This is a genomic window from Streptomyces sp. NPDC017202, assembly GCF_044331705.1.
Taxonomy (GTDB): Bacteria; Actinomycetota; Actinomycetes; order Streptomycetales; family Streptomycetaceae; genus Streptomyces.
Genome location: NZ_JBIRNP010000003.1, coordinates 270,185 through 287,216, shown reverse-complemented (window position 1 = coordinate 287,216; position 17,032 = coordinate 270,185). Strand labels below are relative to the sequence as shown.

The window sequence follows — 17,032 nt, the reverse complement described above, 5'->3', positions numbered from 1 at the left end:
CGAGCCCGGCCTGACCCGAACGAGAGGCCCTGGGGCGACCGGAACGGCGGCGGGCGGAGGACGCCGGACCTCCGCCCGCCGTCCCGCCGGGCCCCGCGCCCGGCACCCCGCTCGTCCCCCTCCGGCGCTCGCACCAGGTTCGCGTACGACAAGGAGGCTGCCCATGTCCGCCGAACCGTCCCTCCCCACCCCCACCCCCACCCCGGCCCCCCGCTTCGGCGTCTGGTTCATCGGCGCACGAGGATCCGTCGCCACGACCGCGATCGCGGGCTGCGCCGCCGTCGCCGCCGGACTCCACCCGCCGACCGGCATGGTCACCGAGACGCCCGGCTTCACCTCCTGCGGTCTGCCGCCGCTGTCGTCCCTCGTCTTCGGCGGTCACGACACCGACGACTGCCCGCTGCCCAAGCGCGCCGAGCATCTCGCCGACGGCGGCGTCCTGCCGCACGGCCTGCCGTCCGCCGTGCACGCCGAACTCGTCGCCGCCGACCGGGACATCAGGCCCGGCGGCCCGCCGCCCGGCGACACCGGCCGCACCCGGGACCGGTGGATCGACGTGTTCGCGGCCGACATCCGCGACTTCGTGCGCCGCCGGGACCTCGCGGGCGCCGTCGTGATCAACGTCGCCTCCACCGAGCCGGCCCCCACCGACGGCACCCTGCCGCCCAGCTCCCTCTACGCGGCGGCCGCCCTGCGTGCCAGCTGCCCCTACGTCAACTTCACCCCCTCCACGGGCCTGCACCACCCGGCGCTGGCTCCGCTCGCCGCCGCCTCGGGCCTGCCGTACGCCGGCCGCGACGGCAAGACCGGGCAGACACTGCTGCGGTCCGTCCTCGGGCCGATGTTCGCGCAGCGGGCCCTCGCCGTGCGGGCCTGGTCCGGCACCAACCTCCTGGGCGGTGGCGACGGAGCCGCCCTGGCCGACCCGGCGGCCGCCGCCGCCAAGAACGCCGGCAAGGAACGCGTCCTCGCCGACACCCTCGGCACCACCCCCGAGGGCCAGGTGCACATCGACGACGTGCCCGCCCTCGGCGACTGGAAGACCGCCTGGGACCACATCGCCTTCGACGGTTTCCTCGGCACCCGCATGGTCCTCCAGACCACCTGGCAGGGCTGCGACTCGGCCCTCGCGGCCCCGCTCGTCCTGGACCTGGCCCGGCTGACCGCCCGCGCCCGGCAGAACGGCCTGACCGGCCCCCTGGGCGAACTGGGCTTCTACTTCAAGGACCCGGTCGGCGACGGCCCCGCGTCCCTGGCCGAGCAGTACACGAAGCTGAGGCGTTTCGCCGAGCGGCTGCGGGACGGCGCCGACGACCGCGAGGCCCGGCGGTGAGCCGCACGACCGCCTCGGCGAAGGCCACACCCGCGCCGACCGGGCCGACGGCGACAGCTGGCCCGACCTGCGCGGGCAGGTGGGCCGGACCGCTGCGGCTGCCCGTGCTGTTCACCGTCGCCGGGTCCGCCCTGATGGGCGCGGCGACGGGCGGGACGGTTCCCGGGGACGAGGCCGCCTCCCGCAACCCGCGCCCGTACGCGGGCCGCGCGGGCGCCTGGGCCGAACTGCTCCGGCTGCCCGCCCTCTTCACCGTCCCCGGCGACGCCCTGGCCGGCGCGGCGGCGGCCGGTGCGCGCCCCGGGCCGCGGACCCTGCTCGCGATCGGCTCCTCCGTGTGCCTGTACGAGGCCGGCATGGCCCTGAACGACTGGGCGGACCGCGCCGAGGACGCCGTGGAGCGCCCGCACCGCCCGCTGCCGTCCGGCCGCATCCGCCCGGCCGCCGCGCTCACCGCCGCCGGTGCCCTCACCGGCGCCGGGCTGGCGCTCGCCGCCGGCGCGGGACGGCCCGCCCTCGCGGTGGCCGCGTCCCTGGCGGCGACCGTCTGGGCCTACGACCTCGCCCTGAAGCACACGCCCGCCGGTCCCGCGGCCATGGCCGCCGCCCGCGGACTCGACCTGCTCCTGGGCGCCGCGGCCACCGGCGGCGGCACCCGCGCCGCCCTGCCCTCCGCCGCGCTGCTCGGCAGCCACACCCTCGCGGTCACGGCCGTGTCCCGCCGGGAGACCACCGGCGGCTCGGCCCTGGCCCCGCTGGCGGCCCTCGCGACGACGGGGGCGCTGACCCGGCTGGTCACCCACCGCCGCACCCGACTCCCGGCAGGCCGACGGGCAGCAGCCGCCCCCGGCCTGCCGGGCTCCGGCCCGGCCGAGGGCACGCCCCGGGCCACCGGCGTCCTAGTGCCGCGACAGGCAACGTTCGCCCCGTCGCGACGCCCGGCACGCACTCTCGCCGCACCGGCCGAAGACCCGAGCACGTCCAGTACGAGGGCCTCCGGCCGGCACGCCGAGAGCACGCACCGGCCGCCGTTCCTTCACGGGCAAACGTTGCCTGCCACGGCACTGGCCACCGCCCTGGGCGCCGCCTACGCCGTCACGGCCGCCCGGCCCTACTTCCACGCCACGCTCAACCCCTCACCCCCGCTCACCCAGCGCGCCGTCGGCGGCGGCATCCGCGCCACGATCCCGCTCCAAGCCGCACTCGCCGCCCGTTCCGGCGCGACCGCCACGTCCCTCCTGGTCGCTGCCCTCGCCCCGGCCGGCCGGATGTTCGCGAGGAGGACCGGCATGAGGAAGGTGAGCATCACGTGAGCCGGAACCCGAACCAGGGCGCGAGCCAGGACGTCACCGGGGACGGCCGCGTCCCGGCCCCGGGGGCGAGCCGGGACGCGGGCGGCGGCCCGGCCCGGTACGCAAGCCGGGAGGCGGCCGGGGACGGTCGGGGCCCTGGCGGGGACACGAGCCGGGAGGGGAGCGGCCGTCCGGGCCGGTACGTGAACCGGGAGGCGGTCGGGGACGCCCGTGTCCCGGCCGTGGAGGGGGGTCAGGACGTGACGGGTCGCGCGGTCCGGCACGTGGGCCGGGAGGGGAGCGGTGGCGGTCACGGCCCGGGCGGGGACACGGCCCGGGACACGAGCCGATCCGCACGCGCGGACGGGGCCCGGGACGTGAACCGGCGCGCCGGCACCTCCCTCCGCTTCGGCTACGGCACCAACGGCCTCGCCGACCTCCGCCTCGACGACGCCCTCGCCCTCCTCGCCGACCTCGGCTACGACGGCGTGGGCCTGACCCTCGACCACATGCACCTCGACCCGCTCGCCCCGGACCTCGCCGCCCGCACCCGCCGGGTGGCGCACCGGCTGGACGGGCTCGGTCTCGGTGTGACCGTGGAGACCGGTGCCCGCTACGTGCTCGACCCCCGCCGCAAGCACGGCCCCTCGCTGCTGGACGCCGACCCGGACGACCGCGCCCGCCGCGTCGACCTCCTCCTGCGGGCGGTCCGCGTCGCCGCCGACCTCGGCGCGCACGCCGTGCACTGCTTCAGCGGCACCGTCCCCGCCGGCACCGACGAGGACACCGCCTGGAAACGCCTCGCCGAGACCCTCACCCCCGTCCTGGACGCCGCCGCCGGCGCCGGCGTCCCCCTCGCCGTCGAACCCGAACCCGGCCACCTCCTCGCCACCCTCGCCGACTTCCACCACCTGCGCCGCACGCTCGGCGACCCCGAGCCCTTCGGCCTCACCCTGGACCTCGGCCACTGCCAGTGCCTCGAGCCCCGTCCGCCCGCCGACTGCGTACGCGAGGCCGCCCCCTGGCTGCGCCACGTCCAGATCGAGGACATGCGCCGAGGCGTCCACGAACACCTCCCCCTCGGCGACGGCGAGATCGACTTCCCGCCCGTCCTCGCGGCCCTCGCCGCCACCGGCTACCAGGGCCTGACGGTCGTCGAACTGCCCCGCCACTCCCACGCGGGCCCCCACTTCGCCGCCCGCTCCCTCCCGTTCCTCCGCCACGCCACCCCTTCCGTCCCCGTCCCACCGCACGGTGATCCCTCCGCCACCCCCGAAGGGAGCAGAACCCCATGACCCGCCCGCATGCCGCACCGGCCACCCCGGAGGCAGACACCACCGGCGGACCGGCGACCCCCGGCGACGGCACCACCCCCGCCCTCACCCCGCCCGCCGAACTGCGCCGCCGCCTCGACGACCGGCTGGGCGCAGCCGCCCGCGCCTGGCTCCACCAGGCCCTGGACGAGGCCGCCGCCCACCCCGGCACCCACGGGCCCATCTCCGTGTGGGAGCTGCGCCTGGCCGAGGCCGGCCGCCGCTGCGGCCCCGCCCACGCCGACGCCGCCCGCGTCCTCATCCTGCACGCGGCCCACGCCGACGCCGACGCGCTGAGCCGGGTCTACCTCCAGGGCACCGCCGACGAACGCCGCGCCGTCCTCCACGCCCTGCCGCACCTCGTGCCCGACGGCCCCGCCGCCCTCCCGCTCGTCGAGGACGCCCTGCGCACCAACGACACCCGGCTCGTCGCCGCCGCCCTCGGCCCCTACGCCGCCCGCCACCTCGGCGCCCACGCCTGGCGGCACGCGGTCCTGAAGTGCCTGTTCACCGGCATCGGCCTCGACCACGTGGCGGACCTGGACCGACGCGCCCGGGGCGACGACGAACTCGCCCGCATGCTCGGCGACCACGCCGCGGAACGCACCGCCGCCGGCCGCCCCGTCCCCGAGGACCTGCACCGCGTCCTGGCCCTGGCCGAGTCCGCCCCCGCCACTCCGCCGCACGGCACGGACGACCCCCACGGCAAGGAGTCCTGATGCGCATCTTCGACCCCCACATCCACATGACGTCGCGCACCACCGACGACTACGAGGCCATGTACGCCGCGGGCGTCCGCGCCGTCGTCGAGCCCTCCTTCTGGCTCGGCCAGCCCCGCACCTCCCCGGCCTCCTTCCTCGACCACTTCGACGCCCTCCTCGGCTGGGAACCCTTCCGCGCCGCCCAGTACGGCATCGCCCACCACTGCACCCTCGCCCTCAACCCCAAGGAGGCCAACGACCCGCGCTGCACGCCCGTCCTCGACGCGCTGCCCCGGTATCTCGTCAAGGACAACGTGGTGGCCGTCGGCGAGATCGGCTACGACTCCATGACCCCCGCCGAGGACACCGCCCTCGCCGCCCAGCTCCAGCTCGCCGCCGACCACGGACTGCCCGCGCTGGTGCACACTCCGCACCGCGACAAGCTCGCGGGACTGCGCCGCACCCTGGACGTCGTCCGGGAGTCCGCCCTGCCCACCGACCGGGTCCTGGTCGACCACCTCAACGAGACCACCGTCAAGGAGGCCAAGGACAGCGGCGCCTGGCTCGGCTTCTCCGTCTACCCGGACACCAAGATGGACGAGGAACGGATGGTCGCGATCCTGCGCGCCCACGGTCCCGAGCAGGTCCTGGTGAACTCCGCCGCCGACTGGGGGAGGAGCGACCCCCTCAAGACCCGCAAGGTCGCCGACCTGATGCTCGCCGAGGGCTTCACCGAGGACGACGTCGACCTGGTCCTGTGGCGCAACCCCGTCGCCTTCTACGGGCTCAGCGGCCGCCTGAACCTCGACGTCGACGCCACCGGCGCCACCCACGAGGGCAACTCCGTCCTGCGCGGCGCCCCGAAGGACGAGCCCCGGTCGGCCGGCGCCCCCGCCACGGAGGCGTGAGCCATGCGCTTCCGCCACCCCGACGGCACCACCGTCCACCTCGCCTACTGCACCAACGTGCACCCCGCCGAAACCCTGGACGGCGTCCTCGCCCAGCTCCGCGACCACTGCGAACCGGTCCGCCGCCGCCTCGGCCGGGACAGGCTCGGCATCGGCCTGTGGCTCGCCAAGGACGCCGCGCACGCCCTCGTCACCGACCCCGCCGCCCTGCGCGGACTGCGCTGCGAACTCGACCGGCGCGGCCTGGAGGTCGTCACCCTCAACGGCTTCCCCTACGAGGGCTTCGGCGCGCAAGAGGTCAAGTACCGGGTCTACAGACCCGACTGGGCCGACCCCGAGCGCCTGGAACACACCACCTCCCTGGCCCGCGTCCTCGCCGGACTCCTCCCCGACGACGTCACCGACGGCAGCATCTCCACCCTGCCACTGGCCTGGCGCACCGCCTGCGACGAGCAGCGGGCGGAGACGGCCCGCACCGCCCTGCGCACCCTCGCCGAACGCCTCGACGCCCTCGAGGAGCTGACCGGACGCTCCATCCGGGTCGCCCTGGAACCGGAACCCGGCTGCGTCGTCGAGACCACCCGCGACGCCATCGCCCCGCTCACCGCGATCGCCCACGACCGCGTCGGCATCTGCGTCGACACCTGCCACCTCGCCACCTCCTTCGAAGACCCGCACACCGCCCTGGACGACCTCACCCGGGCCGGCGTGCCCGTGGTCAAGTCCCAGCTCTCCGCCGCCCTGCACGCCGAACAGCCCCACCTCCCCGAGGTCCGCAAGGCCTTGGCCGCCTTCGCCGAACCCCGCTTCCTGCACCAGACCCGCACCTCCACCCCCGCCGGCCTGCGCGGCACCGACGACCTCGACGAGGCCCTGGCCGGCGACGCCCTGCCCGACGCGGCTCCCTGGCGCTCCCACTTCCACGTCCCGCTGCACGCGGCCCCCGCCGCGCCCCTCACCTCCACGCTGCCCGTCCTGAAATCCGTCCTGACCCGGCTCGTCGGCGGCCCGCACCCCCTCACCCGCCACCTCGAGGTCGAGACCTACACCTGGCAGGCCCTCCCGCCCGAGCTGCGCCCCCGCGACCGCACCCGGCTCGCCGACGGCATCGCCGCCGAACTCACCCTGGCCCGCGACCTGCTGACGGACCTCGGCCTGAAGGAGCTTCCATGACCGACCCCACCCCCCTCCTCGTCCTCGACGTCGTCGGTCTCACCCCCCGTCTCCTCGACCACATGCCCCACCTCAAGTCCCTGGCGCAGAGGGGCTCCCTGGCCCCCCTCGGCACCGTCCTGCCCGCCGTCACCTGCGCCGCCCAGTCCACCTTCCTCACCGGCACCCTCCCGTCGGAACACGGCATCGTCGGCAACGGCTGGTACTTCCGCGAACTCGGCGACGTCCTGCTGTGGCGCCAGCACAACGGACTCGTCACCGGCGACAAGCTGTGGGACGCCGCCCGCCGGGCCCACCCCGGCTACACGGTCGCCAACATCTGCTGGTGGTACGCCATGGGCGCCGACACCGACATCACCGTCACCCCCCGCCCCGTCTACTACGCCGACGGCCGCAAGGAACCCGACTGCTACACCCGGCCGCCCGCCCTGCACGACGAACTGACCGAGAAGTTCGGCACATTCCCCCTGTTCCACTTCTGGGGCCCCGGCGCCGACCTGGTCTCCAGCCAGTGGATCATCGACGCCACCCGCCACATCCTGCGCACCCGCCGGCCCGACCTGACCCTGTGCTACCTCCCCCACCTCGACTACGACCTCCAGCGCTTCGGCCCCGACGACCCGCGCTCCCTGAAGGCGGCCGCCGACCTCGACGCCGCCGTGGCCCCGCTCCTCGACGACGCCCGCGCCGAGGGCCGTACCGTCGTCGCCCTGTCCGAGTACGGCATCACCCGCGTGAACCGGCCCGTGGACATCAACCGCGCCCTGCGCCGCGCCGGCCTCCTCGAGGTCCACACCCAGGACGGCATGGAGTACCTCGACCCGATGGCCTCCCGCGCCTTCGCGGTCGCCGACCACCAGCTCGCCCACGTCTACGTGCGCCGTCCCGAGGACCTGGACGCCACCCGGGCCGTACTCGCCGCTCTGCCCGGCGTCGGCGAACTCCTCGACGACGAGGGCAAGAAGGCGCATCACCTCGACCATCCGCGCTCCGGCGAGCTGGTCGCCGTCGCGGAGCCGGACGCCTGGTTCACGTACTACTACTGGCTCGACGACGCCCGCGCACCCGACTTCGCGCAGCTCGTCGAGATCCATCGCAAACCCGGCTACGACCCGGTCGAGCTGTTCATGGACCCGCTCGACCCCTATGTGAAGGTCAAGGCCGCCACCGCCCTGGCGCGCAAGAAGCTCGGCATGCGCTACCGCATGGCGGTCGTGCCCCTCGATCCGTCACCTGTCCGGGGCAGCCACGGCCGTCTTCCGGCGAGCGACGACGACGGTCCGCTTCTCATCTGCTCCACCCCCCGCGCTGTCGGTGACCGGGTCGCGGCCACCGATGTGAAGTCCCTGCTGCTGCACCTGGCCGGTCTCTCCTGACCGGTCACAAGTGGAGCACTCACCACTGACAACGGCCTCCGACCACGAGGAGTTCCAGGCATGAGCCGCATCTCCCAGCCCGACCCCGAACTCACCCACCGCCTCACCAGACGAGGCATGCTCGGCGTGGCCGCGGGCGCCACCGCCGCCGCCCTGCTGGGCGCCGCCGCCCCCGCGACCGCCGCCCCCGCGGCCGCGACGACGACCGGCACGACGACCGGCGGCCACGGCCGGCCGGTCCTGCCTCCCGGCCGGCTCGGCATCCAGCTCTACAGCCTCCGCGACAAGGTCTCCACGCTCGGCTTCGCGCCCGTCTTCGCCGAACTGGAGAAGTACGGCTACGACGAGGTGGAGTTCGCCGGATACACGCAGGGTTCCGCCGGCCCCATCACCCTGAAGCAGCTCAGGCGGCTGGCCCGCGACCACGGCCTGACGCCCATCGGCAGCCACGTCGGCTACCACTCCGACGACCCGAACGCCTACACCTTCGCCCAGAACCTCACCAAGGTCCTCGACGACGCCCAGGCCCTCGGCCTCAGGCACATCGGCACCGCCTCCGGTCCGTTCCGCTACGGCTCCACCGTCGACGCGTGGAAGCGCGCGGCCGAGGACTTCAACACCTACGGCGCCGCGGCCAGGGCCCGGGGCATGAAGTTCTACCAGCACAACCACTCCGAGGAGTTCTCCTTCGCCACCGACGACCCCGAGGTCCGCCTCTATGACGTCCTGCTCGCCGAGACCGACCCCGACCTGGTGTTCCTGGAGATGGACATCTTCTGGGCCTACTCGGGCCAGTTCCGCTTCTCCGAGCGGCCCGACGGCACGCCCGCACCGTTCGAACCGCTCGACTACGTCCTCAGGCAGCCGCACCGCTACCCGCTCTTCCACGTCAAGGACGGGGTGAGCGACCCGGCGAACACCTACGGCTACCGCATGACCGACGTGGGCGACGGCGACATCGACTACCAGCGGTTCATCTCCGCCGTGACCCGGCTGCGGGGCGAGCGGCTCGCCCACCACTGGCAGGCGGAACACGACAACCCGGCCGGTTCCCTCACCTTCGCCCGGCGTTCGAGCGAACACCTGCACTCGCTGCGCGAGAAGTGCTGACGTTCCCGCACGCGTGGGGCGGCCCTCCCCGGTCCGGACCGGGGAGGGCCGCCCCACGGACGACCGTGCCGGCGAACGCGCCGTCGACGCCGTAGGCCGGGGCGCCCCGCGAGCGCCCGTGAGCACTCGTGAGCACGCGGGTACGCTCCGTGACGCTGCGGAGCGTGCGTCACCAGGACGTCCGCAGGCCCCCGGCCAGCGAATACTCGGGTGAGACGCACTCCGAAAGCTTGGTATTGTTGTCCATGTCGCCGCGGGGAACAGCCGCAGTGACAGACACCTGGTCCGGGTGGCGGAATGGCAGACGCGCTAGCTTGAGGTGCTAGTGCCCTTTATCGGGCGTGGGGGTTCAAGTCCCCCCTCGGACACGTATCACCCTCCGTATCGAGTGCGCTCCACTCGGTGAGGGGAGGGTGGCGAAGAGTATGTGCACAGAAGTCACCCGCCCCGGGGTTCCCGGAGGCGGGTTTTCTCGTATTCGGATGTGTCCACTCCCGGGGAAACCCTCCCAACACCTCGATTGCCCCCGAATGCCGCGGAAGCCCGTTTATCGGTTGTGTCGAGAGCGGCTCGGCTCCCGTTCGCTGACGGTCCGTCAATGTTCATCCGGACCGCCCATGTTGGCGGTCTGTGACCGCTTCGCGTGGTGATACGATCACGGCGCTTGTAGAGCGGGCGGATGGGTGAAGGACGACATCCCCGACTACGGGGACAGTCCGGGCGGTGGTCCCGATGCGGGCGGTCCCGCCGGTCCACCCGCATTGACGGGAATGCAGCAACTGGCCGTCAGTCGCCTTGAAGAGAGTCTTATGACTGATTACATACAGAACCCGATACTCTGGGCTCTCCTCGTCGCCGTGCTCGTCGCCGTCGCCCTCATCGTTCGTCAACGGAGGGCGGCGCGGACGTTAAGGCAGGAGTTCGCAGATCTCAGGGCTCAGCACACTGAGCTGGAGAACGGGTACGCGAAATCCGTCGAGGCGGCGCAGGAAAGAGCCGAAGAGGCAACGAAAACAGTCCTGAAGTCCGCCATGCGGACCCTTCAGGGCCTCGCCGCGGAACAGCAGTTGATCGTCTCCCGGCTCCAGAGCAAGTACGGCGAGTCGGTCATCCTCCAGGACCTTCTGGAGATCGACCACACGAACTCCCAGTTCGGCCGCCGGGCCCAGTCCATCGCCGTCCTCTGCGACGGCTGGCTGGGACGTCAGCGTGAAGTGGCGTCGGTCTACGACGTGGTCCGCAGCGCCCAGGGCAGGATCCGCCACTACCGGCGGGTGGAAATTCTCTCGCAGGTCGATTTCGGCATCACCAGCCGCGCCGTGGAACCGGTCGCACTGGCCCTCGCCGAACTCCTCGACAACGCGACCAGCTATTCCAGCCCGGACACCGTCGTCGAAATCAACATTCGCACCGTGCCCAAGGGCATTTGCATCGTCGTGGACGACGCCGGTGTCGGCATGAACGACGAAGAGCGGGCCCGCGCGGAGAAACTCCTCTCCAGCGACCGCGTCTCGGGCGTCTCCGGGCTCGGCAACCCGCCGCAGTTCGGATTCGCGGTGATCGGCGTCCTCGCCGAGCGTTTCGGCTTCGAGGTCTCGGTGGACTCCAGCTCGCCCTACGGCGGCGTCCGCGCGGTCCTGCTCCTGCCGCACGACCTGCTCACCAACGCACCCGAGCAGAAGGAACCGGCGCCGGTCGTCCCGCCCGTCGCCGTGGCCGCACCCACCCGTGGCGGCCCCGAGGTCGCGCCGGCCCCGAGCACCACCGTCGACGGCCTGCCCAAGCGGCGCCGCAAGCGGCCGATGGCCATCGTGCCCGGCAGCGCACCGGCCGCCGCCGCCCCCTCCCGCTCGGGCGCGGAGACGGCGGCGATCATGGGCGCCTTCCAGCGCGGTACCCAGTCCGGCCGGCGGGCCACCCCTGCGGACCCCGCGGAACAGTCCAGCAGCACACGTGGCGCAAGCAGCGAAGGGCATGAGTTCTCGTGAACGACGATCTGTCATGGATGCTTGACAGCGCCCTGGAGATACCCGGGGCCCTGCACGCCGTCCTGATATCCGCCGACGGCCTGCTGATGGCCCGGACGCAGGACTTCGGAAAGGACGACGCGGACCGGGTGGCCGCCGCCATGAGCGGTGTGCAGTCACTCAGCCGCTCCCTGGCCTTCTTCTGCGAGGACGCCCAGCAGCGGTGGCGGCAGACACTGGTCGAGTTCGACGGCGGCTGGGTCTTCCTGATCTCCGCCGGAGAGGGCGCCTACCTCGGCGTCTCCGCCTCGCCCGAGGTCGACATGGCGGACATCACCTTCCGGATGCAGCAGCTCGTCGGCCAGCTCGGCAAGGCGCTGACGACACCGCCGCGCGAGAACCTCGGCGCACGGTCATGACCGGCTTCGACGAACTGGAGCCCCAGACAGCGGAGTTAGTGCGTCCGTACGTCATCACCAAGGGACGTGGACTGCCCGACGAGGAGCAGCTCTCCCTCATCACCCTGGTGACGGCGGCGGCCGACCACCAGCAGCGGCCGACCCGGCTGTCCCCGGAGGAGCAGAGCCTGCTCGAGCTGTGCTCGGCGGGCTACCTGTCGGTCGCCGAGATCGCCGGGCACACCCAACTGCCCCTCGGTGTGGTGAAGATCCTCCTCGCCGCCCTCACCGAGGGCGGCTACCTCATCACCCGCCCGCCCGTGCAGCGGGCACCCCTCGCCGACCGGGAGATCCTGGAGGAGGTGCTGAATGGTCTCAGGGCCAAGTTTGGATGAGCAGGCGTACGTCCGTGAGGGCGCGTCGCAGACGGCGGTGAAGATCCTCGTCGTCGGCCACTTCGCGGTGGGCAAGACCACGTTCATCGGGGCGATCTCCGAGATCACCCCGCTGTCCACCGAGGAGACGATGACGCGGGCCGCCGAGTCCGTCGACGACCTCAAGGGGGTCCAGGGCAAGGTCACCACCACGGTCGCCATGGACTTCGGTCGCCTCACCATCAGCGACCGGGTCGTGCTCTACCTGTTCGGGACGCCCGGACAGCAGCGTTTCGTGCAGATGTGGGAGGACATGGCCCGCGGCGCGCTCGGCGCCCTCGTCCTGGTCGACCCCGAACGGCTCGCGGACTCGTTCGCCGTGATCGACCTGATCGAGCAGTACGGGCTGGACTACGCCATCGCCGTCAACCACTTCGACGGCTCCCCCCTGCGGGACGAGACCGCCCTGCGCGACGCGCTGGACCTGCTCGACGACACCCCCGTCGTCACCTGCGACGCGCGGGACGAGCGGTCGTCGGCCGAAGCGCTCATCACTCTCGTCCGCCACTTGCAGGACCGTGCCCACTAGGAGCATCAATGGACCAACCCACCGCTCCCGTGCCCCCGCCCGGGTGCCCGGCGCACCACAGCGGCGCCCGAGTGCCGCTCCACGGACCGGAGTTCGCCGCTGACCCGCAGGCCTACTACAGCTACCTGCGTCACTACGGGCCGACCGCCCCGGTCGAACTCGCCCCCGGCGTCGAGGCCACCCTCGTCACGGACTACGCCACCGCCCTGCAACTTCTTCAGGACTCGGGCTCGTTCCGCAAGGACGCGCGGCGCTGGCGGCACTTCAACGAGGGCAAGATCTCGCCCGACAGCCCGGTCGCGCCCGTGCTGGCCTACCGGCCCAACTGCATGTTCAGCGACGGCGCCGAACACCTCAGGCTGCGCCAGGCCGTGACGGACAGCATGGCCCGCGTCGACACGCGCAAGCTGAGCCACACCACCGAGCAGGTCTCCAACTACCTGATCTCCCAGTTCGGTTCCCGTGGCTCGGCGGACCTGCTCGGCGACTACGCCAAGCAGCTCCCGCTGTTCGTGTTCAACGAACTCTTCGGCTGCCCGCCGGACATCGGCGACCGCGTCGTCTACGGCATCAGCGGCATGTTCGACGGCGTCAACGCCGAGCGCGCGATGGGTGTGCTGTTCGGCGCCGTGGGCGAACTCGTCGCGCTCAAGCGGGTCAAGCCCGGTGACGACGTCACCTCCTGGCTCATGGAGCACCAGGCCGCCCTCACCGACGAGGAGATGGTCCACCAGCTGGCTCTCCTGCTGGTCGGGGGCAACGAGCCGCTGCGCAACCTGATCGGCAACACCCTGCACCGGCTGCTGACCCACGACGCGTACGCCAACCAGGGCGGTCTGATCGACGAGGCGATCGACGACACGCTGTGGGAGAACCCGCCCATGCAGAACCTCGCCCCGCACTACCCGGCCGCCGATATGGAGTTCGCCGGTCAGAAGTTCCAGGCGGGCGACCTGGTCCTGGTCAGCTTCGCCGCCGCCAACACCGGCCCCGCGCTGACGGCCGCCCGCCAGGCGGGCAGCAACCGCGCCCACCTGGCATGGAGCGCCGGCCCGCACGCCTGCCCGTCCAAGGACCCCGCCCGGCAGATCACCGTGACGGCGCTGGAGAACCTCCTCAACCGGCTCCCCGACGTCGAACTCGCCGTCCCCGAGGAGAGCCTGACCTGGCGCCCCGGCCCCTTCAACCGGGGACTCGTCGCGCTGCCCGCACGGTTCACCCCGGTGGCCGCGCGCAAGCCGGCCGCCCCGGCGCACACCGAGGCCCCCGCCCGTCCGCAGCAGCCCCAGCCGGGCGCCCGGTCCGAACGCGCGGGAGTGTGGAGCCAGTTCCTCAACTGGCTGACGAGGTGATTCACACAACACCGACCAAGTCTTCACTCTTGTATGACGGTTCAACCTCAGGGGTAGTGAGCCATGCGGTAATGCGCATGTCCCACCAGCCCGAGGAGTTGACGTGGACCACATATCCACCAACACCGTTCCCCACCAACACCCCGCGGTGTTGAGCCTCGAGATACCCGCCCCCACCGGCGGGTATCTTCATGTCGGCTCCGGCTCGTGGCAGGAGGGCCGGTGACCGCCACCCGGCCCGACGCGCCGGGACTCACCGGCACCGACACGCTCGGCGGCCACACCACCCGCCAACTGCTGCGCCTGTGCGAGGTCGTGGGACTCACCGCCCATGACGCCGAGGTCTACGCGCGTACCCTCACCGCCATGCTGGGCGCGGCCGCCGCACGGCCGCTGGACCTGCCGCCCCCGAACCCGACGTTCCTCTCCGACGACCACACCCCGGTGGAGTTCTCGCTCTCCTTCGTGCCGGGCGCGGCGCCCACACTCCGGGTGCTGCTGGAGCCGGGCTGCGCGGTCGGCGACCTGGCGCAGAACGGACGTCTCGGGCTGCGGGCCGTCCGCGAGACAGCGGCGCGCTGGGGCTTCGCCACCGACCGGCTCGACGAACTCGAGGACCTGTTCCTGCCGCCGTCGCCCGAGGGCCCGTTCGCCCTGTGGTGCGCGCTCGAACTGCGCCCCGGCGGCGTCCCCAAGGTCAAGGTCTACCTCAACCCCGCGGCCAACGGCCGCGGGCACGCCGCCGCGACGGTGCGCGAGGCGCTGCGGCGGCTCGGCCACCACGACGCGTTCGCGGCGCTGCCGCCGCACGACCGCCACCTGTTCTTCGCCCTGGATCTGGGCGACTGGGCGGAACCCAGGGTGAAGGTCTACCTCGCCCACCAGGACCTGTCGGCCGCGGAGGCCGGCGCACTGTCCCGCACCGGCGGCCTTCCCCGGGCCGCGGAGGCCGAGAGGGCCGAGCAGAACGAGGAGTTCTTCCGCATCGCGGCGGGCCAGGACGAGGCGGACGGCGGCGGCTCGGAGACGGCCCTGGCCCCGGCTCCGGCGGTGCGGCGCCCCGTGCAGTCCTGCCACGCCTTCACCGAGAGCGCCTCCGGCCTGCCCAGCGGCTTCACCCTCTACGTCCCGGTCCGGGACTACGCGCCGCACGACGGCGAGGCTCTCACCCGCGCCACCGTCCTGCTCGGCCGCTACGGGCAGGACCCCGCCCCGCTGTCGGCGGCCGTGTCCGCGCTCACCGACCGCGGCCCGGAGGAGGGGGTGGGACTCGTCGCCTACCTGGCGCTCGCCCACCAGCAGGGGCAGCCGCCCCGGGTCACGACGTACCTCTCCTCGGAGGCGTACGCGGTGCGCCCGCCCGTCGGTCTGCTGCCCGCCGAGCCCGCGACCGTGCGGTAACCGGCGGGTACCGGGGGACACTTCCCGGGGAGCCGTACGCCGATGACGCCGGACCGCTCCCCTCCCACCGCCGCGCCCCACCGCCGCGCCCCGCAGCCACGGCGACGTGACGTGACGTGACGGGGCGACGTGACCGGGCCCCGTGGCGCGGCGGCGGAACGCGCGAGCTGAGGGCCGTGGCACGGCGAAGTGCGGCGAAGCACGGCGAAGGGGCCGGCCCGCGGGGGAGCCCCCGCCGCTTGCCGACCTCTCACCGACGGTCCGTCACACCGCTTGCAGCTCCTGGAGATACGGCACCACGTTCACCTGGATCGAGGCGCCCTCCGCCTGGCCGTACTGGCCCGCGATGCCGCTGAGGTGGTCGGCGACCTCCTTGCGCATGACCTCCGGCTCCGGCAGCACCGCCTCTCCCGTGACGATCCGCGCGATCCAGCGCGACTGCGCCTCCACGAGCCGGGTGATGGAGCCGTGCGGCCGGACCAGGCCGACGAAGTACAGACCGGCGTGGCCGGGCGCGACGACCCGCTTGTACAACTCGACCGAGCCCCGCGGTCCGATCGGGCAACCGGGCGGCAGGAACGGGAACGCCATGCGGTAGCCGGTGCAGTGCACGATCGCGTCGGCCCGCGCGGACGTCCCGTCGGTGAAGACCACCCGGTCCCCGGCGAGGGAGGCGATGGCGGGTTTGGGGACGACCCCGCCGTGCCGGATGCGGGTGAGTATCTCGTCCGAGATGGTCACGGCCGAGGCGAACAGCGGATGGTCCGGCTCGGGCAGGCCGTAGTCCGAGAGCCTGCCGCGGGCCACGAGCAGGGCCTGCTCGATGAAACCGCGCTGCTCCTCCAGCGACATGCTCGTCCACCACGGCGCCTCGGCCACCTCGTCGAGCGGTGTGCCGTACAACTGCTTGGGCAGGATGTGCAGGCCCCGGCGCACCGAGAGCAGGGTGGTCGCCGCGTACCGGGAGAGGTCCGCCGCGATGTCCACCGCCGAGGCGCCGAGCCCGACGACGACCACCTCCCGACCCGCGTAGTCACTGCCGTCGCGGTAGTCCAGGGCGTGCAGGATCGTTCCGGTGAAGGTGTCCGCTCCGGGCGGCGGAGTGGGCAGCAGGGGCTCGGTGTTGTGCCCCGACGCGACGACGACATGGGTGAAGCTCCGTGTGCCGCGCACGCCCGCGGCGTCCACGACGGCGACCGTCCAGGAACCGTCGGCCTCCTGCCGCACGGACTCCACGGCCGTCTCCAGCTCGACGTGGTCCAGGACGCCGGCCCACTCGGCGAACGACCGCAGGTAGGCGGCCATCTGGCTGTGCCGGGGATAGACCGGGTAGGAGGCCGGCATCGGGTAGTCGGCGTAACCGGTCAGCTTCTTGGTCGTGTTGAGGTGCAGCGACAGGTAACCCGGTCCGCGCTCCCCGGCCCCGGGGCGGCGCCAGATGCCGCCCACGTCGGCCGACCTCTCCAGGCACACGAAGTCGACACCGGCCGTCTTGAGGGCCCGTGCCGTGGCCAGCCCCGACAGGCCCGCACCGATCACACACACTCTCACGGTTTCCCCCACAGGAAAGACACCACCTCTACGGACACCCGCAGTGCCTGCCCATCGGTCACTCCGCCCAACCAGCGACAAAGATCACAGACGTCCGCCGTGTGACATGGCACCGGCCCGACCGGCCCGTCGGGAGTGTCCGCGTCCATCGGTCCGTCCGGTCCGTCGTCCGGTCCGTCGTCCGGTCCGGCCGT

General features: G+C 73.1%; 15 protein-coding genes and 1 tRNA gene. 15 read left to right on the top strand and 1 reads right to left on the bottom strand.

Going from position 1 to position 17,032, the window contains the following annotated elements:
- The first annotated feature begins 163 nt into the window (after positions 1–163).
- From ACH4N1_RS08820 to ACH4N1_RS08750, 15 genes are all read left to right on the top strand, one after another.
- Positions 164–1,333 (top strand): inositol-3-phosphate synthase, encoded by a 1,170-nt coding sequence (locus ACH4N1_RS08820; RefSeq protein ID WP_398095607.1) that lies wholly within the window; start codon positions 164–166, stop codon positions 1,331–1,333.
- Complete coding sequence (locus ACH4N1_RS08815; RefSeq protein ID WP_398095605.1) at positions 1,330–2,646, top strand: SCO3242 family prenyltransferase; 1,317 nt, start codon at positions 1,330–1,332, stop codon at positions 2,644–2,646. The genes ACH4N1_RS08820 and ACH4N1_RS08815 overlap by 4 nt, the downstream gene beginning before the upstream one ends.
- Before the next feature lie 356 nt (positions 2,647–3,002).
- Entirely contained in the window at positions 3,003–3,920 is a 918-nt protein-coding gene (locus ACH4N1_RS08810; protein WP_398095603.1) for a sugar phosphate isomerase/epimerase family protein, read from the top strand.
- A complete protein-coding gene (locus tag ACH4N1_RS08805) occupies positions 3,917–4,657 on the top strand; it encodes an EboA domain-containing protein (protein WP_398095602.1) in 741 nt (246 codons plus the stop codon). Before ACH4N1_RS08810 ends, ACH4N1_RS08805 begins: the two co-directional genes overlap by 4 nt.
- Entirely contained in the window at positions 4,657–5,547 is an 891-nt protein-coding gene (locus ACH4N1_RS08800; protein WP_398095601.1) for a TatD family hydrolase, read from the top strand. The genes ACH4N1_RS08805 and ACH4N1_RS08800 overlap by 1 nt, the downstream gene beginning before the upstream one ends.
- 3 nt (positions 5,548–5,550) lie before the next feature.
- The gene (gene eboE / locus ACH4N1_RS08795) at positions 5,551–6,720 is read left to right on the top strand and encodes a metabolite traffic protein EboE (protein WP_398095599.1); all 1,170 of its coding nucleotides are present in this window, start codon (positions 5,551–5,553) and stop codon (positions 6,718–6,720) included.
- Positions 6,717–8,096, top strand: coding sequence for a nucleotide pyrophosphatase/phosphodiesterase family protein (locus ACH4N1_RS08790; RefSeq protein ID WP_398095598.1), 1,380 nt, complete (start codon positions 6,717–6,719; stop codon positions 8,094–8,096). The genes eboE and ACH4N1_RS08790 overlap by 4 nt, the downstream gene beginning before the upstream one ends.
- 60 nt (positions 8,097–8,156) lie before the next feature.
- A complete protein-coding gene (locus tag ACH4N1_RS08785; protein ID WP_398095597.1) occupies positions 8,157–9,206 on the top strand; it encodes a sugar phosphate isomerase/epimerase family protein in 1,050 nt (349 codons plus the stop codon).
- Between the two features lie 283 nt (positions 9,207–9,489).
- Positions 9,490–9,574, top strand: a tRNA-Leu gene (locus ACH4N1_RS08780).
- A 441-nt stretch (positions 9,575–10,015) separates the two neighbouring features.
- On the top strand, positions 10,016–11,194 hold the full coding sequence (locus ACH4N1_RS08775) for a sensor histidine kinase (protein ID WP_398095968.1): 1,179 nt from the start codon (positions 10,016–10,018) through the stop codon (positions 11,192–11,194).
- Entirely contained in the window at positions 11,191–11,592 is a 402-nt protein-coding gene (locus ACH4N1_RS08770) for a roadblock/LC7 domain-containing protein (protein WP_392248818.1), read from the top strand. Before ACH4N1_RS08775 ends, ACH4N1_RS08770 begins: the two co-directional genes overlap by 4 nt.
- Positions 11,589–11,966: a DUF742 domain-containing protein gene (locus ACH4N1_RS08765; RefSeq protein ID WP_398095595.1), complete on the top strand. Its 378-nt coding sequence runs from the start codon at positions 11,589–11,591 to the stop codon at positions 11,964–11,966. Before ACH4N1_RS08770 ends, ACH4N1_RS08765 begins: the two co-directional genes overlap by 4 nt.
- Entirely contained in the window at positions 11,941–12,534 is a 594-nt protein-coding gene (locus tag ACH4N1_RS08760; RefSeq protein ID WP_392248820.1) for an ATP/GTP-binding protein, read from the top strand. Before ACH4N1_RS08765 ends, ACH4N1_RS08760 begins: the two co-directional genes overlap by 26 nt.
- An 8-nt stretch (positions 12,535–12,542) precedes the next feature.
- The gene (locus tag ACH4N1_RS08755; protein WP_398095594.1) at positions 12,543–13,886 is read left to right on the top strand and encodes a cytochrome P450; all 1,344 of its coding nucleotides are present in this window, start codon (positions 12,543–12,545) and stop codon (positions 13,884–13,886) included.
- A 222-nt stretch (positions 13,887–14,108) separates the two neighbouring features.
- The gene (locus ACH4N1_RS08750) at positions 14,109–15,287 is read left to right on the top strand and encodes a tryptophan dimethylallyltransferase family protein (RefSeq protein ID WP_398095593.1); all 1,179 of its coding nucleotides are present in this window, start codon (positions 14,109–14,111) and stop codon (positions 15,285–15,287) included.
- Positions 15,288–15,551: 264 nt separating this feature from the next.
- Here the strand turns inward: ACH4N1_RS08750 and ACH4N1_RS08745 are convergent, their stop codons facing one another.
- On the bottom strand, positions 15,552–16,838 hold the full coding sequence (locus ACH4N1_RS08745) for a flavin-containing monooxygenase (protein ID WP_398095591.1): 1,287 nt from the start codon (positions 16,836–16,838) through the stop codon (positions 15,552–15,554).
- Positions 16,839–17,032 lie beyond the last annotated feature (194 nt).

Coding starts and splice junctions, on each gene's coding strand:
- ACH4N1_RS08820 (WP_398095607.1), top strand. CDS start 164: ATGTCCGCCGAACCGTCCCTCCCCACCCCCACCCCCACCCCGGCCCCC.
- ACH4N1_RS08805 (WP_398095602.1), top strand. CDS start 3,917: ATGACCCGCCCGCATGCCGCACCGGCCACCCCGGAGGCAGACACCACC.
- ACH4N1_RS08800 (WP_398095601.1), top strand. CDS start 4,657: ATGCGCATCTTCGACCCCCACATCCACATGACGTCGCGCACCACCGAC.
- eboE (WP_398095599.1), top strand. CDS start 5,551: ATGCGCTTCCGCCACCCCGACGGCACCACCGTCCACCTCGCCTACTGC.
- ACH4N1_RS08790 (WP_398095598.1), top strand. CDS start 6,717: ATGACCGACCCCACCCCCCTCCTCGTCCTCGACGTCGTCGGTCTCACC.
- ACH4N1_RS08785 (WP_398095597.1), top strand. CDS start 8,157: ATGAGCCGCATCTCCCAGCCCGACCCCGAACTCACCCACCGCCTCACC.
- ACH4N1_RS08775 (WP_398095968.1), top strand. CDS start 10,016: ATGACTGATTACATACAGAACCCGATACTCTGGGCTCTCCTCGTCGCC.
- ACH4N1_RS08765 (WP_398095595.1), top strand. CDS start 11,589: ATGACCGGCTTCGACGAACTGGAGCCCCAGACAGCGGAGTTAGTGCGT.
- ACH4N1_RS08760 (WP_392248820.1), top strand. CDS start 11,941: ATGGTCTCAGGGCCAAGTTTGGATGAGCAGGCGTACGTCCGTGAGGGC.
- ACH4N1_RS08755 (WP_398095594.1), top strand. CDS start 12,543: ATGGACCAACCCACCGCTCCCGTGCCCCCGCCCGGGTGCCCGGCGCAC.